We start from the raw sequence: 15,635 nt of genomic DNA, 5'->3' as shown, positions 1-15,635 counted from the left end.
CTTCTAGATAATTGAAACAAACTCACCTATAATTTTCATGTTTTCAGCATTGGCTTCAGAGATATTTATTGGAGAATATGATTCATCGAAGGAGTTTGGCAAAAGTTTGATTTCCGAATGAGCCCAACCTTCATTTGTAATTATCTTTTCACTTGTATAAGTTTTCACAGTAAATGCTGAATTAAAATCGACATCTTGTTTATCGAGGTTTTCAACTAGGACAATTTTACCATTTCTACTTCCACCTGTATAAAGCTTGAAAAGACAAGTTGAACCATTTGGAATTACTCTATTCATCGATTCACCTACTACTTTACATGCAAAATAATCGTTTGAATTTTTCAATTGGATTGGCGAATTTATGAATGTAAAATCTTTATCCTGCTGAAGCTCACTAAAACTACCTGCAGCAGCATAAAAATTGTAAAGTGGAATTTGAATCAATTCTATTTTTGTTTCAATAGATTCTACAACATTTAATTCCTGAATTTGCTCAGTATTTAGTTTGTTATCTGAACTATTATCATTGATATAGTTATAGATTGATTCATTAACAGAAGGAAATACATTAAATCGAATCTTAACAACAGAAACTTTACCGCCTTTCCCATTATCCATCGAAGTCTGTTCTACTAAATCTAAATTAGGCTTCATTTCTCCCATATAATAGAAATCAGTTCCTTCGTCATTATTCTTTTTAATAAATAATGGAAGTCTAATTTCTCCCTTATTACCGAGTATAGCCTGCATATCCTTACTTTCTATTTTTCGGTTGGATTTAGACATCCAATCAAACTCGTTTCTATTTACAAACTCATCCTCATATTTTGTAGTTTCTGAAATATGGTCTTCTTTGTGATAATTTACAAAAATGGGACAATTTGAATTATCAGAGCTTACAAGATAACCACCAACATTTTGAGCAACTGGATTTTCAAATGCATTCAATATTCTGAAAACATCTTTTCGTGAATATTTTTTGTATAAAACAAAACCATTATTCCAATTCTCTACATCGAAATATTTATCAAATTCATTGATTGAATATGTAGTTGAATCGACCAAAAAGTCATGAAACACTTTATCTTCTAAAAGTTTTTTGAAACTATGGGAAAGACTAAATATGTTGTTTTGTAGCTTAATTATATCTAAATTATAAATCTCTCGAACAGGTACAAGTTGTTTATTCTTGTTCTCTCTTACAAACTCAAAATTCAAGTTGACAATACATGAATTAATAGTTTTGTCTGTCACTTCATAACCATATTTTTCTTTGATATAGTTTTTGAAATCAGTAACGGATACTTCGTTTTTTTCTATTAATAATTTTATTATTAAACTATCTTCAACTCGTTTACCATTATTAATTTCTTTTGCAAAAAGTTCTAACAGCTTAATTTCAGCGCTATTTAAATCACCGATTGATTCCATATCAACTTTCTTCACGAAATTGAAGTACGACTTAGCGTACTCCACAAAAAGAAAAGGATCTCTACCATCATTCTTGATGAAATCCATCATCATAGGTGTTTTCCCTAATCTGAATTTCAAAAGGTTATAATCTTTTTTCAAATCTGCCAACAATTGCATATTTGCAGAGTCAATTGATCGAAAGATTTTTTCCTTTGTAATTTGGTCAAAATTTATTGTGGATGAACCTGGAATTAATCGACTTCCTTCGTTCAGTAATTTACGAATAGTATCTTTATTATAGGAGGTGTCTCCGTATAAAGCAATAGGAATCAAGTAATTGTTGTCATAATTTCCTATAAAATCAATTACCGTTAAATAACCTTTTCCATCCGATTTTCTTAATCCTCGTCCTAATTGTTGAATAAAGATTATGGCTGATTCAGTAGGTCGAAGCATGATAATTTGATTAATTTTAGGAATGTCAATCCCTTCATTGAATATATCTACTGTTAAGATATAATCCAGTTTCTCCTTCAAATTATCAGATTCCAATAGTGTTATGGCTGCTGCTCTTTGATCTTCAGAATTATCACCAGTTAAAGCTTGCGTTTTTAAACCTCTTATATTTAGAAGTTTTGACAATTCTTTAGCTTCTTCTTTTCTAGAACAAAAGATCAAACCTCTTATTATTCCATTGTCACTACCGTAAAATTTTGATTGTTCAATTATCTTATTTACTCTTTCTTCTGAAACCAATAAATTAAAATCAGATTTATTATCAATGGTTTTATTATCAATTATCAAATCTGTTACTCCGTAATAATGGAAGGAACTAAGCATTTCTTCTTCCATTGCTCGGTTTAGACGAATTTCATATCCAATATTATAGTCAAACTGTTCAAAAATATTATATCCATCCGTACGCTCAGGGGTAGCTGTCATTCCTAAAAGGAATTTAGGCTTAAAATAATTTAATATACGCGTATAAGAATCTGCTGCTGAACGATGAGATTCGTCAATTATGATATAATCAAAATGTTCTTCAGAAAATTGTTTAAAGCAATTTGGTTTAGAGATTGTTTGAACTGTCGAAAAGATAAAATCACTTTCCACTTCCTTTATATTACCAGAATATACCCCCATAGTTCGAGTATTTCCAAAGATCTTTTTAAAGGAATTCAAGGCGTCTTTGGCTATAGTTTGTCTGTGAACGACAAATAAAAGTTTTTGAGGGTTGAAGTTTTTGGCATCAAAAGCTGATAAGAACGTTTTACCGGTTCCTGTTGCAGAAATAATTAATGCTTTATTTTTCTGAACTAAACGTAATGCTGCAAGATTAGATAATGCCTCCTGCTGCATGATGTTTGGAACAATCGTTTCAAACAAATCAACTGTCTGTTCTTTGATTTTTTTATTTAATAAAAACTGTTCTTGGAACAATTTCTCATATTCATTTATATAATCAAGTGTGACAATTGTTGCTTTATCAAAATCAGCTTTAAACTCTTTTATTACATTATATACCAATCCACTTTCATCAAATGCTGATAATTTAATGTTCCATTCTTTATTCGTAGATAATGCATTGGCAGTAAGATTGCTACTACCTACTATTAAGTTGTAATGGGTGTTGTTTTTAAAAATATATCCCTTAGCATGTGCATTGCCCGAAACCATAATTCGCAGTTCTATATTTTTAAACTGCATTAATCTCTTAAGTGCTTCAGGCTGAGTAAAATTAAGGTATTGAGAAACTAGAACATAACCTTTCACGTTACGTTCTTCTAATTCTTTTAATTGATTTATTATGGTAGCAACTCCACTTGTCGTGACAAATGCTACAGAAATATAAAATTCTGTACAAACACTTAATTCACTTAGTATAGTTGATAAAATTTTCTTAGGTGGAGTCTTTTGATTGACTAATAATTCAGGTTGATAGGCTGAATTTGATAAAATTTCTTTATCTATAAAACCTGTATAAAGACTGTCTTTAAATTCCAGTTTTATATTATGCATCTGCGATTAATTTATTTACAATAGGAACGTCAGCAGCTGCCCAATCTAATAAATGGATTTGGTCTATAGTCAACCATTTAAAATCAATATGCTCGTTTAATGTAATTTCAGTATTTGAAACTTCACAAATAAAGCTATGCATTGTTAATTCAAAATCTGGATATTGATGAACTATAGTTAAAAATAAAGATTGAATATCTGCAACAATATTTAACTCTTCTGATAATTCACGGGCTAATGCTTCTTCTTTTGTTTCACCTACTTCTATTTTTCCTCCGGGAAACTCAAATTTTTCTGAGATATAAGGTAATTTGTTTTTTGCTCTTTGAACACAAAGTATTTTATCCTCAAACTTTAATATAGCTGCTACTACTTCTACTTTCTTCATTATTTATTACAAAATCTAACCTAATACAATAATACAAAACAATAATAAAGTTTAATACACTTAAATAAAGCTGGATCAATAACTGGAGATATAATGCAAAAATTATTATCCTTTAAAAACCTCCTTACTGTGCCATTTCAAATTTTCCAATGATGGATAATATTGCTTATCCTTAGGTAATATAAGCTGTCTATTTTCTAATTGTCTAAAACTATAAGGATGAGTAAAATCATCTATAATTTCTCTAGAAATGAGAATTTGATAATTTTCATTAATAGTTATGAATCCTCTATCAAATGCTCGATGCATATTTGGACATAAAGCTAATCCATTAGTTACTTTATCATCATGTGATATTGAAAAAGGAATGATATGACAAGCATCTACAAAATTATAATTGAAAGTAGATCGAATTTGCATACCAGTAATTGCACAGGTATCATTATACACTTGTGGGATATATCTTTTAAAAAGATGTGATCTAACGAAATAGTCTTCTTCAGTTACAATTTGGACATGCTTATATTTAACTTCAGGATCATTCAATACGAAATCCTTGATCTCTTTATAAAAGCCTGCGTTCAATCGTTTATGCATTAAATAATTGTCCAATGTTTCAGAAAAATAAAACTGTAGGAGATAATTTGTTATTATTATCCGATTTTCTTTTTTAAGCAATAAATTATATACTTCATCGGAGAAACAAGCATAATCCACTATTCTAGATAATGTTTCAACGCTTTTTACATATGCATGTAAAGGAGTCATATTATAGGTTATTAGTCTCCAAAAAGACATACCTTTAATCTGATCAGATTGCAAATAAAAAAATGGTTGAGTAAAATCTGACTGATGTGCTGTTTTAACTAACAATCGCCAATTTTCTTGAAACAATCCAACTAAATCTGCATTTATTCGAAAACGATTTACAATGACCAAATCTTTTTCAACCAATTCGATTAAGGTCAATAACAATATTGGTTTATGTGGAGCTTTACCGTATCTGGTAATACCTCGTTTTATTTTTGTAATGGCTTGGATAAATTGATTTAGGCTTATCATTAATCTTTTTTTTATGGGATTATTTTCCTTTACAGATATTTAATATAATTTTAAATACCTCAATATTAATTAGTTATCAGTAATTGTGTTTAGCAACTCATTTCAATCTTTAAGAAACATTCTATTGTGATTTTTTATAACACTCTACTTTTTCATTATTAGAATTAATAATTAATCTTTCAAAGCTTCAAAATAATATAATATTTATTAATTTTTTTAAATAAGTTTAATAACTACATTTTGTAAAGGTTTTGCGAAAATTCAATTTGAAAATTAAAAGAAAATGAAAAATAAGTATTTGATATTTTTCTTATTATCCTTTATTGTAGGATGTAAAAAGCCAATAGAAAGAACCGAATTTGATAAAATTCTTTTAAAAAAAATAATTGAAAGTGGGAATGAGCTTCCTTCTGGATATAATTTTAAAGTATACGTGAAATGCGAAAATGGGTTTTCCGAAACAACTATTGATGAATTAATTTTTCAATATAAAAATTTGAATATTAAGGAGGAATATGGAACATTCCTTCAAGCAGCATTGAATCATGAATATGTTTTTTGAGATTCCATACTACACACTTGTTTTGAATTAGATAAGCAAATACTGGAAAATTATTTAAATACTGATTTAAAAGAATTTACCGAACGTTATTTTATGAAAATTAATGATCGAGTTAAATTGAAAAATGATATGAATCAAGATCAGTAAAGAACAATATTCTAACTATGTTACATTAATAGTTATGTTATTTCACTTGATGATGAAATTGGAGTTTGGTATTTAAGAACTACTGAATATTATTATTAGCTAGAGAAGAGGGAGGCCCTGTAATGGTAGAGAGTGATTTTACTTTAAGCTATCTACATGTTGAGAACATTCTCTCTTCGCATAATTTACCCTATTAAATCAGATACAGTTTTCAAATACCCATCCTTTTTAAAGTTATTTATTCAGCATCACCTCCAATAAGAGTATTTATGTTCAATTTCCCCCTTTAAAGAAACTAGCATTTTACTCTTAAATTTATTCTTAATACCATTACAGTTGTTAAGCAGAAGGATCATGGAAGTATAGAAATGAGTAAACCATTATTTCTTTATGTTATAATTAATTCCTCCTCAATACATAATATATTCCTAAATTTGAAAATAAAAAAATAGTCACAGGATATGTGACTATTTACTGATATTAATTATTTTTTTTAATCTAATAGATAATGAACAGCATTTCTTCTAAAGAATCTGTCAGATATCTCGTCATCATCAAATTCACTAATAAAATTCTCTTGAATATTCAAAAACTTATCTTTGTCATGTAACAACACTACCCAAAAGTCTGAGCCAAACATCAATCGTTTTGATACAATTTCTTCGGTTTTAAGCAATTGTATTAGCTTGCTGTAAGAATAATCCCTTATCAATGAATAAGAAAAATCGGAATAAACTCCAGGATATGATTTCATCATGGTAATAATTGTGTCTTTTCGTGTAAGATAATCAAAATCAGGATCCTCATTTTTGTCCCTGAAAACATCATCACCAAAATGAGCAAAATTTATTTTTAAATTCTTGAATCTTTCTAATACAACTTCCCATCTCTTAGGATCATTTAAATAAAATGCTTTTTGCTTCCTACTTTTACCTGGTACAGCTTTTAAATTTTCCTCAAAATTTTCATAAATCTTGATATCACTATCAAAAGAACTAACAATTTCTCCTCCACAATGCGTCACTATAGGGATTTTGTATTCCTGACATATCTCATAAATTGGAAGAAGGCGATAATCTGATGGAGAATAACCGAGCGAAGGATAGAATTTCAATCCGACAAATAAGCCATTTTCCTGTCTATTAAAAGCTTTTAAAATTAAATGAAACATTTGATGCTTCTCATCCAAGGTCTCATCAATTCTTCTAGGATCGATAGCAAGAAATGGTAAGGCATTATATTCAGCTGCAATACTATTATATTCTTTAATTTGTTCTACTATATTTCTATTCACATAACCATTAAATTCATTAAAAAAATCCATCATTAGTATACCTGTTATCAATTCGCTTGACCCAAATTTATTAGTTTTTGATACTGCATATTTATTGACATATTCTTTATAAATGTCTTTTTGCATTTTTGCTTTTAAAAATTTTTTGAAAACAAAACCTAATGCTTCTGGGATATGTTTTAGACCTTTATTAAAGTTATTATCACTTACAAATTGTTCTTCAGTTTCATTAAATATTTTATCTAACTCTTCCCAAGTTATTTCCTTTTTTTTTGGATCTTGATAATATGATTCAATGTCTTGATAACCATATCTTTCCTCAAAAATTTTACTGATTATCCGTTTATGCACCTGTTATATTCGCAATTACTAGTCTGTCAAAGAGTTTGTCTCCAAAATACCGTCTGTTTAATTTGTAAATAAACTCGTTGAGATACAACTGTAAGTATTTCCTTTTGATTTTATGGTAGTTGCCCAGCAATGTCCGTTTTGCATTACTGATTGCGATATGCACCCATTTGAGTGTTTCCTTGGTGGTTTTGGCGTCTGATTTCTCGGTGACGTGCAATTCCACCAGATCGGAGATGTCAACGTAAGAAGTGCTTTTGTCCGAAAATACGATGGCATCATCCTCCATGCAGTCCCTGACCACGCCGTTGATTCCTTCACTTTGATGGCTATCCAGTACCCTGGCCTTGAAATAACGCACATGCTTCTCCTTTTTGCCCGTTTCGATATCTTCCAACGGGGTGCTTTCGGCCATCACCGCAACGTTCTGCTTTCCCTCGGCTCCCCGGCCACGTGTACCCTTGCCTCGCTCGATTTCCTTACTGGCCACCGAAAAGTTAACGAATTCTTGCGGTTTCTTTCAGCGCCGCCAATACCGCCAGCCCGTCGCGCAAGGGGCGCGGCTCGTGTGTGCGGATGAAGTCAGCTCCACCTGCGGCGGCGGCAAGCTCTGCAGCGAGTGTCGCGGCCCCGACATCCCCCGGACCACGGCCTGTGAGCGCGCGCAGAAAGGATTTGCGCGAAACAGACAGAAGCACCGGCAAATCGAAGCGCAGCCGCAATTCATCGAACCGCGCCAGCACCGAGAGCGAGGTTTCGGGAGCAGCCCCCAGAAAAAACCCCATGCCGGGATCAAGGACAAGGCGGTTGCGTTTGATACCGGCACCCGTCAGCGCCGCGATGCGCGCGTCAAAGAACGCCGCAATGTGATCCATGATGTCGCCAGCGGGTGCCTCGCGCCGATCTGCCTGCCCGTCTTGCACCGAATGCATAACGACGAGTTTGGCAGATGATTTCGCCAATTGCGGATAGAACGCAGCGTCTGGAAAACCGCGAATATCATTGAGATAGGCCACACCACGCGACAAGGCATAGGCTTGCGTCGCGGGTTGATAACTGTCGAGCGAGACGGGAATGCCATCTGCCTTGAGCGCGTCCAGCACCGGCGCGATACGCGCGATTTCTGTGTCGGACGAAACAGGCGCGGCGTCGGGATTGCTGGATGCCGGACCGAGGTCGATCACATCTGCCCCCTCGGCCATCAGCTTACGCGCCTGCGCAATGGCTGCGTCTGGCGCCAGATACCGGCCTCCATCGGAGAAACTGTCCGAGGTTATGTTGACGATGCCGAAAATGATGAGCGATTTATTCATGGGGGCTTCTATAATAATACCTAAAATCCGCAGGTAGTTAATTAGGATGTTTAAAGATTCTGATTATCCGTTTATGCACCTGTTATATTCGCAATTACTAGTCTGTCAAAGAGTTTGTCTCCAAAATACCGTCTGTTTAATTTGTAAATAAACTCGTTGAGATACAACTGTAAGTATTTCCTTTTGATTTTATGGTAGTTGCCCAGCAATGTCCGTTTTGCATTACTGATTGCGATATGCACCCATTTGAGTGTTTCCTTGGTGGTTTTGGCGTCTGATTTCTCGGTGACGTGCAATTCCACCAGATCGGAGATGTCAACGTAAGAAGTGCTTTTGTCCGAAAATACGATGGCATCATCCTCCATGCAGTCCCTGACCACGCCGTTGATTCCTTCACTTTGATGGCTATCCAGTACCCTGGCCTTGAAATAACGCACATGCTTCTCCTTTTTGCCCGTTTCGATATCTTCCAACGGGGTGCTTTCGGCCATCACCGCAACGTTCTGCTTTCCCTCGGCTCCCCGGCCACGTGTACCCTTGCCTCGCTCGATTTCCTTACTGGCCACCGAAAAGTAACCCTCATCCAGTTCTATCATCCCTTCCAGTGTATACCTTGCATCCCGGTTGCCCATCGCCCTGCGGAGTTTGTGTACCATCGCCCATACCGGTTCGTAACGCTTCAATCCTAATTGCTTCTGGAGTTCGTTGGTGGAGAATCCCTTTTTTGTGCAACTCATCAGGAACATCGTTTTGTACCACACCAGAAACGGCAGCTTGGAGCTCTCCATGATCGTACCGCTGCGCAACGAGGTGCGGAAACGGCAACCTTTGCATTCATAACTCCATTTACCCTGTAACCAATAATGGGAAGTGCCCCCGCATCGCTTGCAGACAACCCCTTCCTTATCACGCTGCTCCTTGAAATGCAAACGACAATCTTCCTCCGAACCGAAATGAGCCGTAAAACTGAATATGTTCATAATCCCTGCTTTTTGAGCGCTAATATACTAAAAATATTAGGTGTGTTTGCGGAGAATCAGAAAATTTTTAATGCGACCTCTAAATCATTCTTATTGTCATTAATTAGTTTAAAATTCTCTTCAGTAATCATGTTTTTATTCCATATTAATTCTTTGAGAAAATGTGTTATAAAATAAAACTCATTTATACAATATTTATCAAATGTGTGAACATGGATATCAAAAACAAAATTACCCTCTTTGATGATTTTTTTAATATCATCTTTTATTCTGTCATTAGGATTTAATGGAACACGATTAGATCCTCTAAATTCTTTTAAAAATTCTTCTGCTTTCATGTTTCTTAGTGGTTAAAAATTGGTTAAATAAGCTAAGTGACTAATAATTAGCGTATTACTTATGCTAAAGTAGTGTTTTTATTCAAAATAGTTCTGAAAAAATTGTGGTTAGTTATATATGACGCGAAATAAATTTGTGAATCTTATTGCAATTAATTCTCCAAAACGAGGATTTTTTATTTATAAAAGTCAGCCATGGTAAAAAGGATTAAATACGAACAATTGACTCAAATGACAAATGACCCATCAATAAGTCAAAATTTTAGAGATAATTACAAAAGAGTTTTGAACTTCCTGGACAGCTTTTACCATAATTAAGATGTAATGATTGAAGAAGTAAACAAATTTGGATAAATACACCTAATGGAGAATGGCAGAGTTTTTTATATTGAAACATCTCCGGTAGTTTACAACCATCAAGACTTAGAATAAGATGAACTGATTTTTTAATATAACCTATTTTCATCCTAATGGGGATGGAGTAAAGCGAGAACATATCATCAATTTAGGTGCATCGAAATAATGAGCAGGATGATAATAATTCTGCTTTTTTATTGGTAAATCGCTTGGCCAGAAGCCGAATCCCGCATCTTGAATAATCCAGTAATCTTATTATTTTCCCCCCCGCCAACTATTTTGTGAGGGATTAAAAGAGAAAGAAAGCTATTTGCAAAAGAAGAAGAATACACGATTTGTCAATGTCGAATAAAACTAATTCCAGTATACGACAAAGGCGGTAAAAGAATAGGTATGACACACAAACTTTCGAAGACGAAGGTCATAATGTAAATTTTTAGTCTACAGAATGTATTATTAACAGGTCTAAACAAAATTAATAATGGACCAAAACAACATTAAACCTCGGGAGCTAAGAATATAATAAGATTGATGCTAATCTATCTCCGAAAATTTAAATACTCATTTTCGAAAATAACCATCCCTAATTCATTTGAATATTCTTCAATCCTATTCTTTTTTGTTTTAAATGTGTGATTTATTGGGTCAAAAATAAAAACACATGATTTACTTGGTTTATCAAGCAAATGTGCTGTGAACTCATCGTCGTGATAACAAGGTCTATAAAAATTCCTATCTGGTTAATTCTAATTTTAATGATTTTGGATACATTTCGCTAATTCTTTTTAACTAAAGTACCAAAATGAAACTAACAAAACAACTGTGTAAAGCCTTGTACGCTAGATATATAGGTCGCTGCACTTATTGTGGCGACCCATTGCCCAATAGATGGCATGCGAAACCTATCGTGCTTAATTGGTGGAACGGCACTTGCGAACATCCTGAAAGGCATACCTTAGAAAACTTTAAATCTTCTTGTCCATCTTGCAACATTATTAAGATTAGCCATTCCCTAAAAGCCTTTAGAAAAGTCATAGGAAGATTTTTTAACTCACTAATTAGAGATAGCGATCTAAATAAATTTGCAAATCGTTATGTCTTATTGCTGGAAAGTGAGATTGAAGTTAGGTTTTATTTTGAGAAATCTACCACGGACATATAAACAAAAATCCTTTTTCTTTAGCGTCGTTTTTCATCTCTTCTAGGTCTAAAATGGAAATTTCAATTGCTCCATTATATTTGGTAAATAAGCACCATTCAAAATTATCCCAAATTGAAGATTCGCTTTCGAAATAAGCCCTGTTATCTTTATTGACCTGACATATCAGGTGATCATATAAAATAATCATGTTACAAACATAAATAATAAAATAATACAGTTTTTAAAGAATGACTTTACAATAGTATTTTCCCAAAATAAATATAAAGCATCGGATAGTTTTATATAAAATTTGTAAGCATATTGGTGAAAAATCTTTCAAAAGATAAGTTTGTATATTTGAAATAAAAACCATTATGATAAAATTACCTAAGAATGACCCTCGATTGAGAAATGCAAAACAATCTCTCAAGAATTACTCAAGCAATTTATTGAAATTTGGCATGTCTGACGATCCCAAGAATTACTCTGAGGAAGAATTGCTCGAAATAGTAAACGGAATCTATAGAAAGAAGAAAAAACTTCTGGTTAGGGGAGATTACTTTATTGATGTTGACGACATAGTATCCACTGAATGCGATTTAGCAAGAGTTACATACAAAAAAGGTAAATTATCATCAAAAGATTATGAAAATGGTTACCATAAAAGTCTTCGAAATATCAGCAACTTTCATATAAACGATTATTTCGTTATTACAAAAAGTGAATATGTTGGGAAAAACAAACATAATATTACTAAACATCTTTTTAATACAGGATTAATCTCAAGAAGTCGTGGTAAATATCCAAAAGTTTTTGCAGTTAAGAATGACTATGAATCCCTTCAGAACAATAAATTTCCCAAAGATCTTTTTCATCCTATTAAACGATTTATTAATAGATACTTCTTTGATAACGATTATCATTTCCCAGATTTTAAAGTAACTGGTTACGAAATTGAATTCGAAAATTAACAAATAAAGTCTAACCTTTCCGTTAGGCTTATTTTATTAACCTTATTTTTGCCATTGCCAATTCTCGAATATATCCTTTTAAATTATGTTTACTTTAACCATTAATTTATCATAGCAAATTTATCTGCAGCTTTGTTTTGTCTTTTGTTATTTCAATAACATTAATTACCGGAAATATATTTATATTATTCCTTGCATTTACCAAATTAAACAAGAACATTAATATCATTATTAATTAATGAACCATGTACTTTATTAAAAACAATACATGCCTATTGTAAGCTGCTAAATATCAGCCTAACATGCCGTTAGGCTTTTCTTTTAAACTCACCTTGATTTTCTTCAATTTCTTGCAAAATTTCTTGATTTTTTTTAGTTTGCTTTATCGACCAAACTTAGAAGTTAATCTAACTGCGTATAAAGTATTGATAAATTTGAAATCCTTTAAGTTGCTAATCTCGTTTACTTCCCGATACAAAACTTACTGAAAATATTCTCCAGCAAATCATCTGTTGTGACAGTACCTGTGATTTCACCTAGATGATGTAAAGCCTGTCTAATATCCATTGCCAGGAAATCGGAGGTTATGGGATTATCAATTCCGTACAAAACTTTTTCTAACGCTTCTTGTGTATTTTGTAAAGCTTCAACATGACGAATATTCGTCACCATGACATCATCCGTATTGATATTGGAGAGATTGACTTGGTTAAGGAGTTCGTCCTTGAGTTCATCAATACCGATTTGATGTTTTGCTGAAATATATAGTGGATTTAAGACCTTATAATTCTGTTTTTGCTCTTCGGTCAAGAGGTCAGATTTATTGATAATCGTGACGAATGGGATGTTTAATTCCTGGACTTCATTTATTTGTTCTTGAACTGCAGAGATTTGGTCTTGGATAGGATCGAATAGGTAGATAATTAATCTGGCCTGTTTCATTTTTTCACGGGTTCTTTCTACACCAATGGCTTCCACCACATCTTCGGTATGGCGGATTCCGGCGGTATCTATAAACCTAAAGGTTACTCCATGAATATTGATTTCATCTTCGATGGTATCTCGGGTAGTTCCGGCAATATCGGAAACTATTGCTCTTTCTTCATTCAATAGCGCATTGAGTAGGGTAGACTTTCCAACATTTGGTTTTCCGGCAATAACTACTGGAACTCCATTTTTAAGAACATTACCTTGCTCGAAGGAGCGGATTAATTTGGCAATGACAGAATGGATTTGTTGGATTAATGATTTTAGTTGATCGCGATTAGCAAATTCCACATCTTCCTCGGCAAAGTCTAATTCCAGTTCGATCAGGGATGCGAAATGAACTAGGTCTTCCCTTAATTTCTTAAGTTGGTTTGAAAATCCACCACGCATTTGTTGCATGGCAATCTGGTGAGATGCTGCTGAGTTGGAAGCAATCAGATCCGCTACTGCTTCAGCTTGAGAAAGGTCCATTCCGCCATTTAAGAATGCTCTAAGGGTAAATTCTCCAGCTTTTGCAGCGCGAGCTCCTTTTTTTATCAATAGGGTGATTATTCGCTCAATGATATAAGCGGAATTATGTGTGGAGATTTCTATAGTGTCTTCCTTGGTGTAGGAGTTTGGTCCTACAAATAAGGTAACTAATACTTCATCGATAATATTATCGCCATCTCGGATAGTTCCGAAATGAACGGTGTGCGAAGCTTGTTTTGTTAAGTCTTTGCCTTTGAAGACCTCATTTACCAAAGTAATGGCTTTAGAACCTGACAAACGAATAACCGCAATTGCGCCATTAGCACCTGGAGCGGTAGCTAAGGCAATAATAGTATCTTGTGAAATTAACCCTGTAGACATAGCGCAAAGATAAGAATAGTATTTAGTAGTTTGTAGGGGGGAAGCTTAAGAGGAGGGAAATAGGAAGGGAATACCTATTGATAATATAGCAATATTAATTTTATAAGAATTTATTGTCATAATTTTAATACCAATCCTTAATTACTCGATTCAATAGCTACATTTGCTCGGCTTTTTAGCTGAATTACACTTACAAAGGGAATCGACTTATGGAAAACCTGACAAAGGCGCCATTATCTGGTTATCAGAAATTGGTGATTTTTATCCTGGCATTTACGCAATTCACGGTTGTTTTAGATTTTATGATTATGTCGCCCATGGGTGATATGCTTATGAAAGCTATTGACTTGAAGCCATCGCAATTCGGGGTTGCTGTTTCTGCCTATGCTTTTAGTGCTGGTATTTCAGGTTTATTGACTGCGGGATTTGCGGATCGATTTGACAGGAAAAAACTATTGCTTTTCTTTTATTCAGGCTTTATTATCGGCACATTTCTTTGCGGTTTTTCTACGAATTATACCATGTTGGTTATTGCTCGGGTGGTGACTGGTTTATTCGGTGGTGTGATTGGTTCGATTTCAATGGCGATTATTACTGATGTATTCACATTGGATCAGCGTGGTCGGGTTATGGGCTTTGTGCAGATGGGCTTTGGGGCAAGTCAGGTTCTTGGTATCCCAATTGGATTGTATATTGGGAATGCTTGGGGTTGGCAAAGTGCTTTTTTGATGATTGCCATTCTTGCTGTATTAATTGCAATTTTGATTTTTCTGAAATTAAAACCAATAACGGAGCATATTGGCCTGCAGAAGAAACAATCTGCGCTCCAGCATCTTTGGGGAACTTTTACCAAGAGGGAATATAGAATAGGTTTTCTAGCTACGGCCTTATTGTCCATTGGTGGTTTTATGATGATGCCCTTCAGTTCGGTATTCGCTGTTAATAACTTACATGTCAGCCATGAACAATTACCCCAGCTATTTATGATATCGGGTATTGCGTCCTTAGTAATTATGCCATTGGTTGGTACGCTGAGTGACCGTTTTGATAAGTTCAAAATCTTTGCAATTGCTACAATCTGGATGATGGTCATGGTGCTGATCTATACTTCTTTAGGACCGACGCCGTTTCCATTGGTGGTGGTATTAAACATTCTGATGATGATGGGGATTCTAAGTCGGGTAACACCGTCCTCAGCTTTGGTGTCAGCAGTTCCGGAAAAGGAGGATCGCGGTGCTTTTATGAGTGTTAGTGCATCTTTACAGCAGATGTCTGGCGGAATTGCCGCGATTGTTGCGGGATTAATCATTGTTCAAAAAACTAATGAAAGCCCTCTTGAACATTATACGACCTTAGGATATATCGTTGTGGTAATTAGTATTATTACCATTTTGATGATGAGGGGTGTAAGTAGATATGTGAAACGAAAGTAGCCTTGGTAGTATTTAGTAGTTAGTATTTAG

At 34.0% G+C, this 15,635-nt stretch carries 11 protein-coding genes and 1 pseudogene; 3 read left to right on the top strand and 9 right to left on the bottom strand.

Annotated features, from left to right (window positions below; genetic code table 11):
• Positions 1–3: 3 nt before the first annotated feature.
• From PZ892_RS10535 to PZ892_RS10525, 3 genes are all read right to left on the bottom strand, one after another.
• Complete coding sequence (locus PZ892_RS10535) at positions 4–3,432, bottom strand: DUF3427 domain-containing protein (protein ID WP_277711082.1); 3,429 nt, start codon at positions 3,430–3,432, stop codon at positions 4–6.
• Entirely contained in the window at positions 3,425–3,820 is a 396-nt protein-coding gene (locus PZ892_RS10530; protein WP_277711080.1) for a (deoxy)nucleoside triphosphate pyrophosphohydrolase, read from the bottom strand. Before PZ892_RS10530 ends, PZ892_RS10535 begins: the two co-directional genes overlap by 8 nt.
• Positions 3,821–3,925: 105 nt before the next feature.
• Entirely contained in the window at positions 3,926–4,882 is a 957-nt protein-coding gene (locus tag PZ892_RS10525; RefSeq protein WP_277711079.1) for an HNH endonuclease, read from the bottom strand.
• Between the two features lie 283 nt (positions 4,883–5,165).
• Here PZ892_RS10525 and PZ892_RS10520 point away from each other — a divergent pair, with 283 nt between their 5' ends.
• On the top strand, positions 5,166–5,444 hold the full coding sequence (locus PZ892_RS10520) for a hypothetical protein (protein ID WP_277711078.1): 279 nt from the start codon (positions 5,166–5,168) through the stop codon (positions 5,442–5,444).
• 640 nt (positions 5,445–6,084) lie between these two features.
• On the opposite strand, the gene PZ892_RS10515 is transcribed toward PZ892_RS10520, so the two are convergent.
• From PZ892_RS10515 to PZ892_RS10495, 5 genes and pseudogenes are all read right to left on the bottom strand, one after another.
• A complete protein-coding gene (locus PZ892_RS10515) occupies positions 6,085–7,236 on the bottom strand; it encodes an amidohydrolase family protein (protein ID WP_277711077.1) in 1,152 nt (383 codons plus the stop codon).
• Positions 7,229–7,729 (bottom strand): annotated as a pseudogene (locus tag PZ892_RS10510) (IS1595-like element ISBbi1 family transposase); the annotation flags it as partial. The pseudogene PZ892_RS10510 and the gene PZ892_RS10515, both read right to left, overlap by 8 nt.
• A 1-nt stretch (position 7,730) precedes the next feature.
• A complete protein-coding gene (sul2, locus tag PZ892_RS10505) occupies positions 7,731–8,546 on the bottom strand; it encodes a sulfonamide-resistant dihydropteroate synthase Sul2 (RefSeq protein ID WP_001043260.1) in 816 nt (271 codons plus the stop codon).
• 71 nt (positions 8,547–8,617) lie between these two features.
• Positions 8,618–9,526, bottom strand: a complete 909-nt coding sequence (locus PZ892_RS10500; protein WP_005807145.1) for an IS1595-like element ISBbi1 family transposase — start codon at positions 9,524–9,526, stop codon at positions 8,618–8,620.
• 56 nt (positions 9,527–9,582) lie between these two features.
• On the bottom strand, positions 9,583–9,864 hold the full coding sequence (locus PZ892_RS10495) for a hypothetical protein (protein WP_277711076.1): 282 nt from the start codon (positions 9,862–9,864) through the stop codon (positions 9,583–9,585).
• 1,872 nt (positions 9,865–11,736) lie between these two features.
• On the opposite strand from PZ892_RS10495, the gene PZ892_RS10490 reads away from it, so the two are divergent.
• On the top strand, positions 11,737–12,333 hold the full coding sequence (locus PZ892_RS10490) for a hypothetical protein (protein ID WP_277711075.1): 597 nt from the start codon (positions 11,737–11,739) through the stop codon (positions 12,331–12,333).
• 462 nt (positions 12,334–12,795) lie between these two features.
• Here the strand turns inward: PZ892_RS10490 and mnmE are convergent, their stop codons facing one another.
• Positions 12,796–14,172: a tRNA uridine-5-carboxymethylaminomethyl(34) synthesis GTPase MnmE gene (mnmE, locus tag PZ892_RS10485; protein ID WP_277711074.1), complete on the bottom strand. Its 1,377-nt coding sequence runs from the start codon at positions 14,170–14,172 to the stop codon at positions 12,796–12,798.
• 209 nt (positions 14,173–14,381) lie between these two features.
• Here mnmE and PZ892_RS10480 point away from each other — a divergent pair, with 209 nt between their 5' ends.
• Positions 14,382–15,605: an MFS transporter gene (locus PZ892_RS10480; RefSeq protein WP_277711073.1), complete on the top strand. Its 1,224-nt coding sequence runs from the start codon at positions 14,382–14,384 to the stop codon at positions 15,603–15,605.
• Positions 15,606–15,635 lie beyond the last annotated feature (30 nt).

The sequence above is a fragment of the Sphingobacterium sp. WM genome (genome assembly GCF_029542465.1).
Lineage (GTDB): Bacteria > Bacteroidota > Bacteroidia > Sphingobacteriales > Sphingobacteriaceae > Sphingobacterium > Sphingobacterium cellulitidis.
Note: the sequence above shows the minus strand (reverse complement) of the source record. Positions and strands in the feature narration are given on the sequence as shown.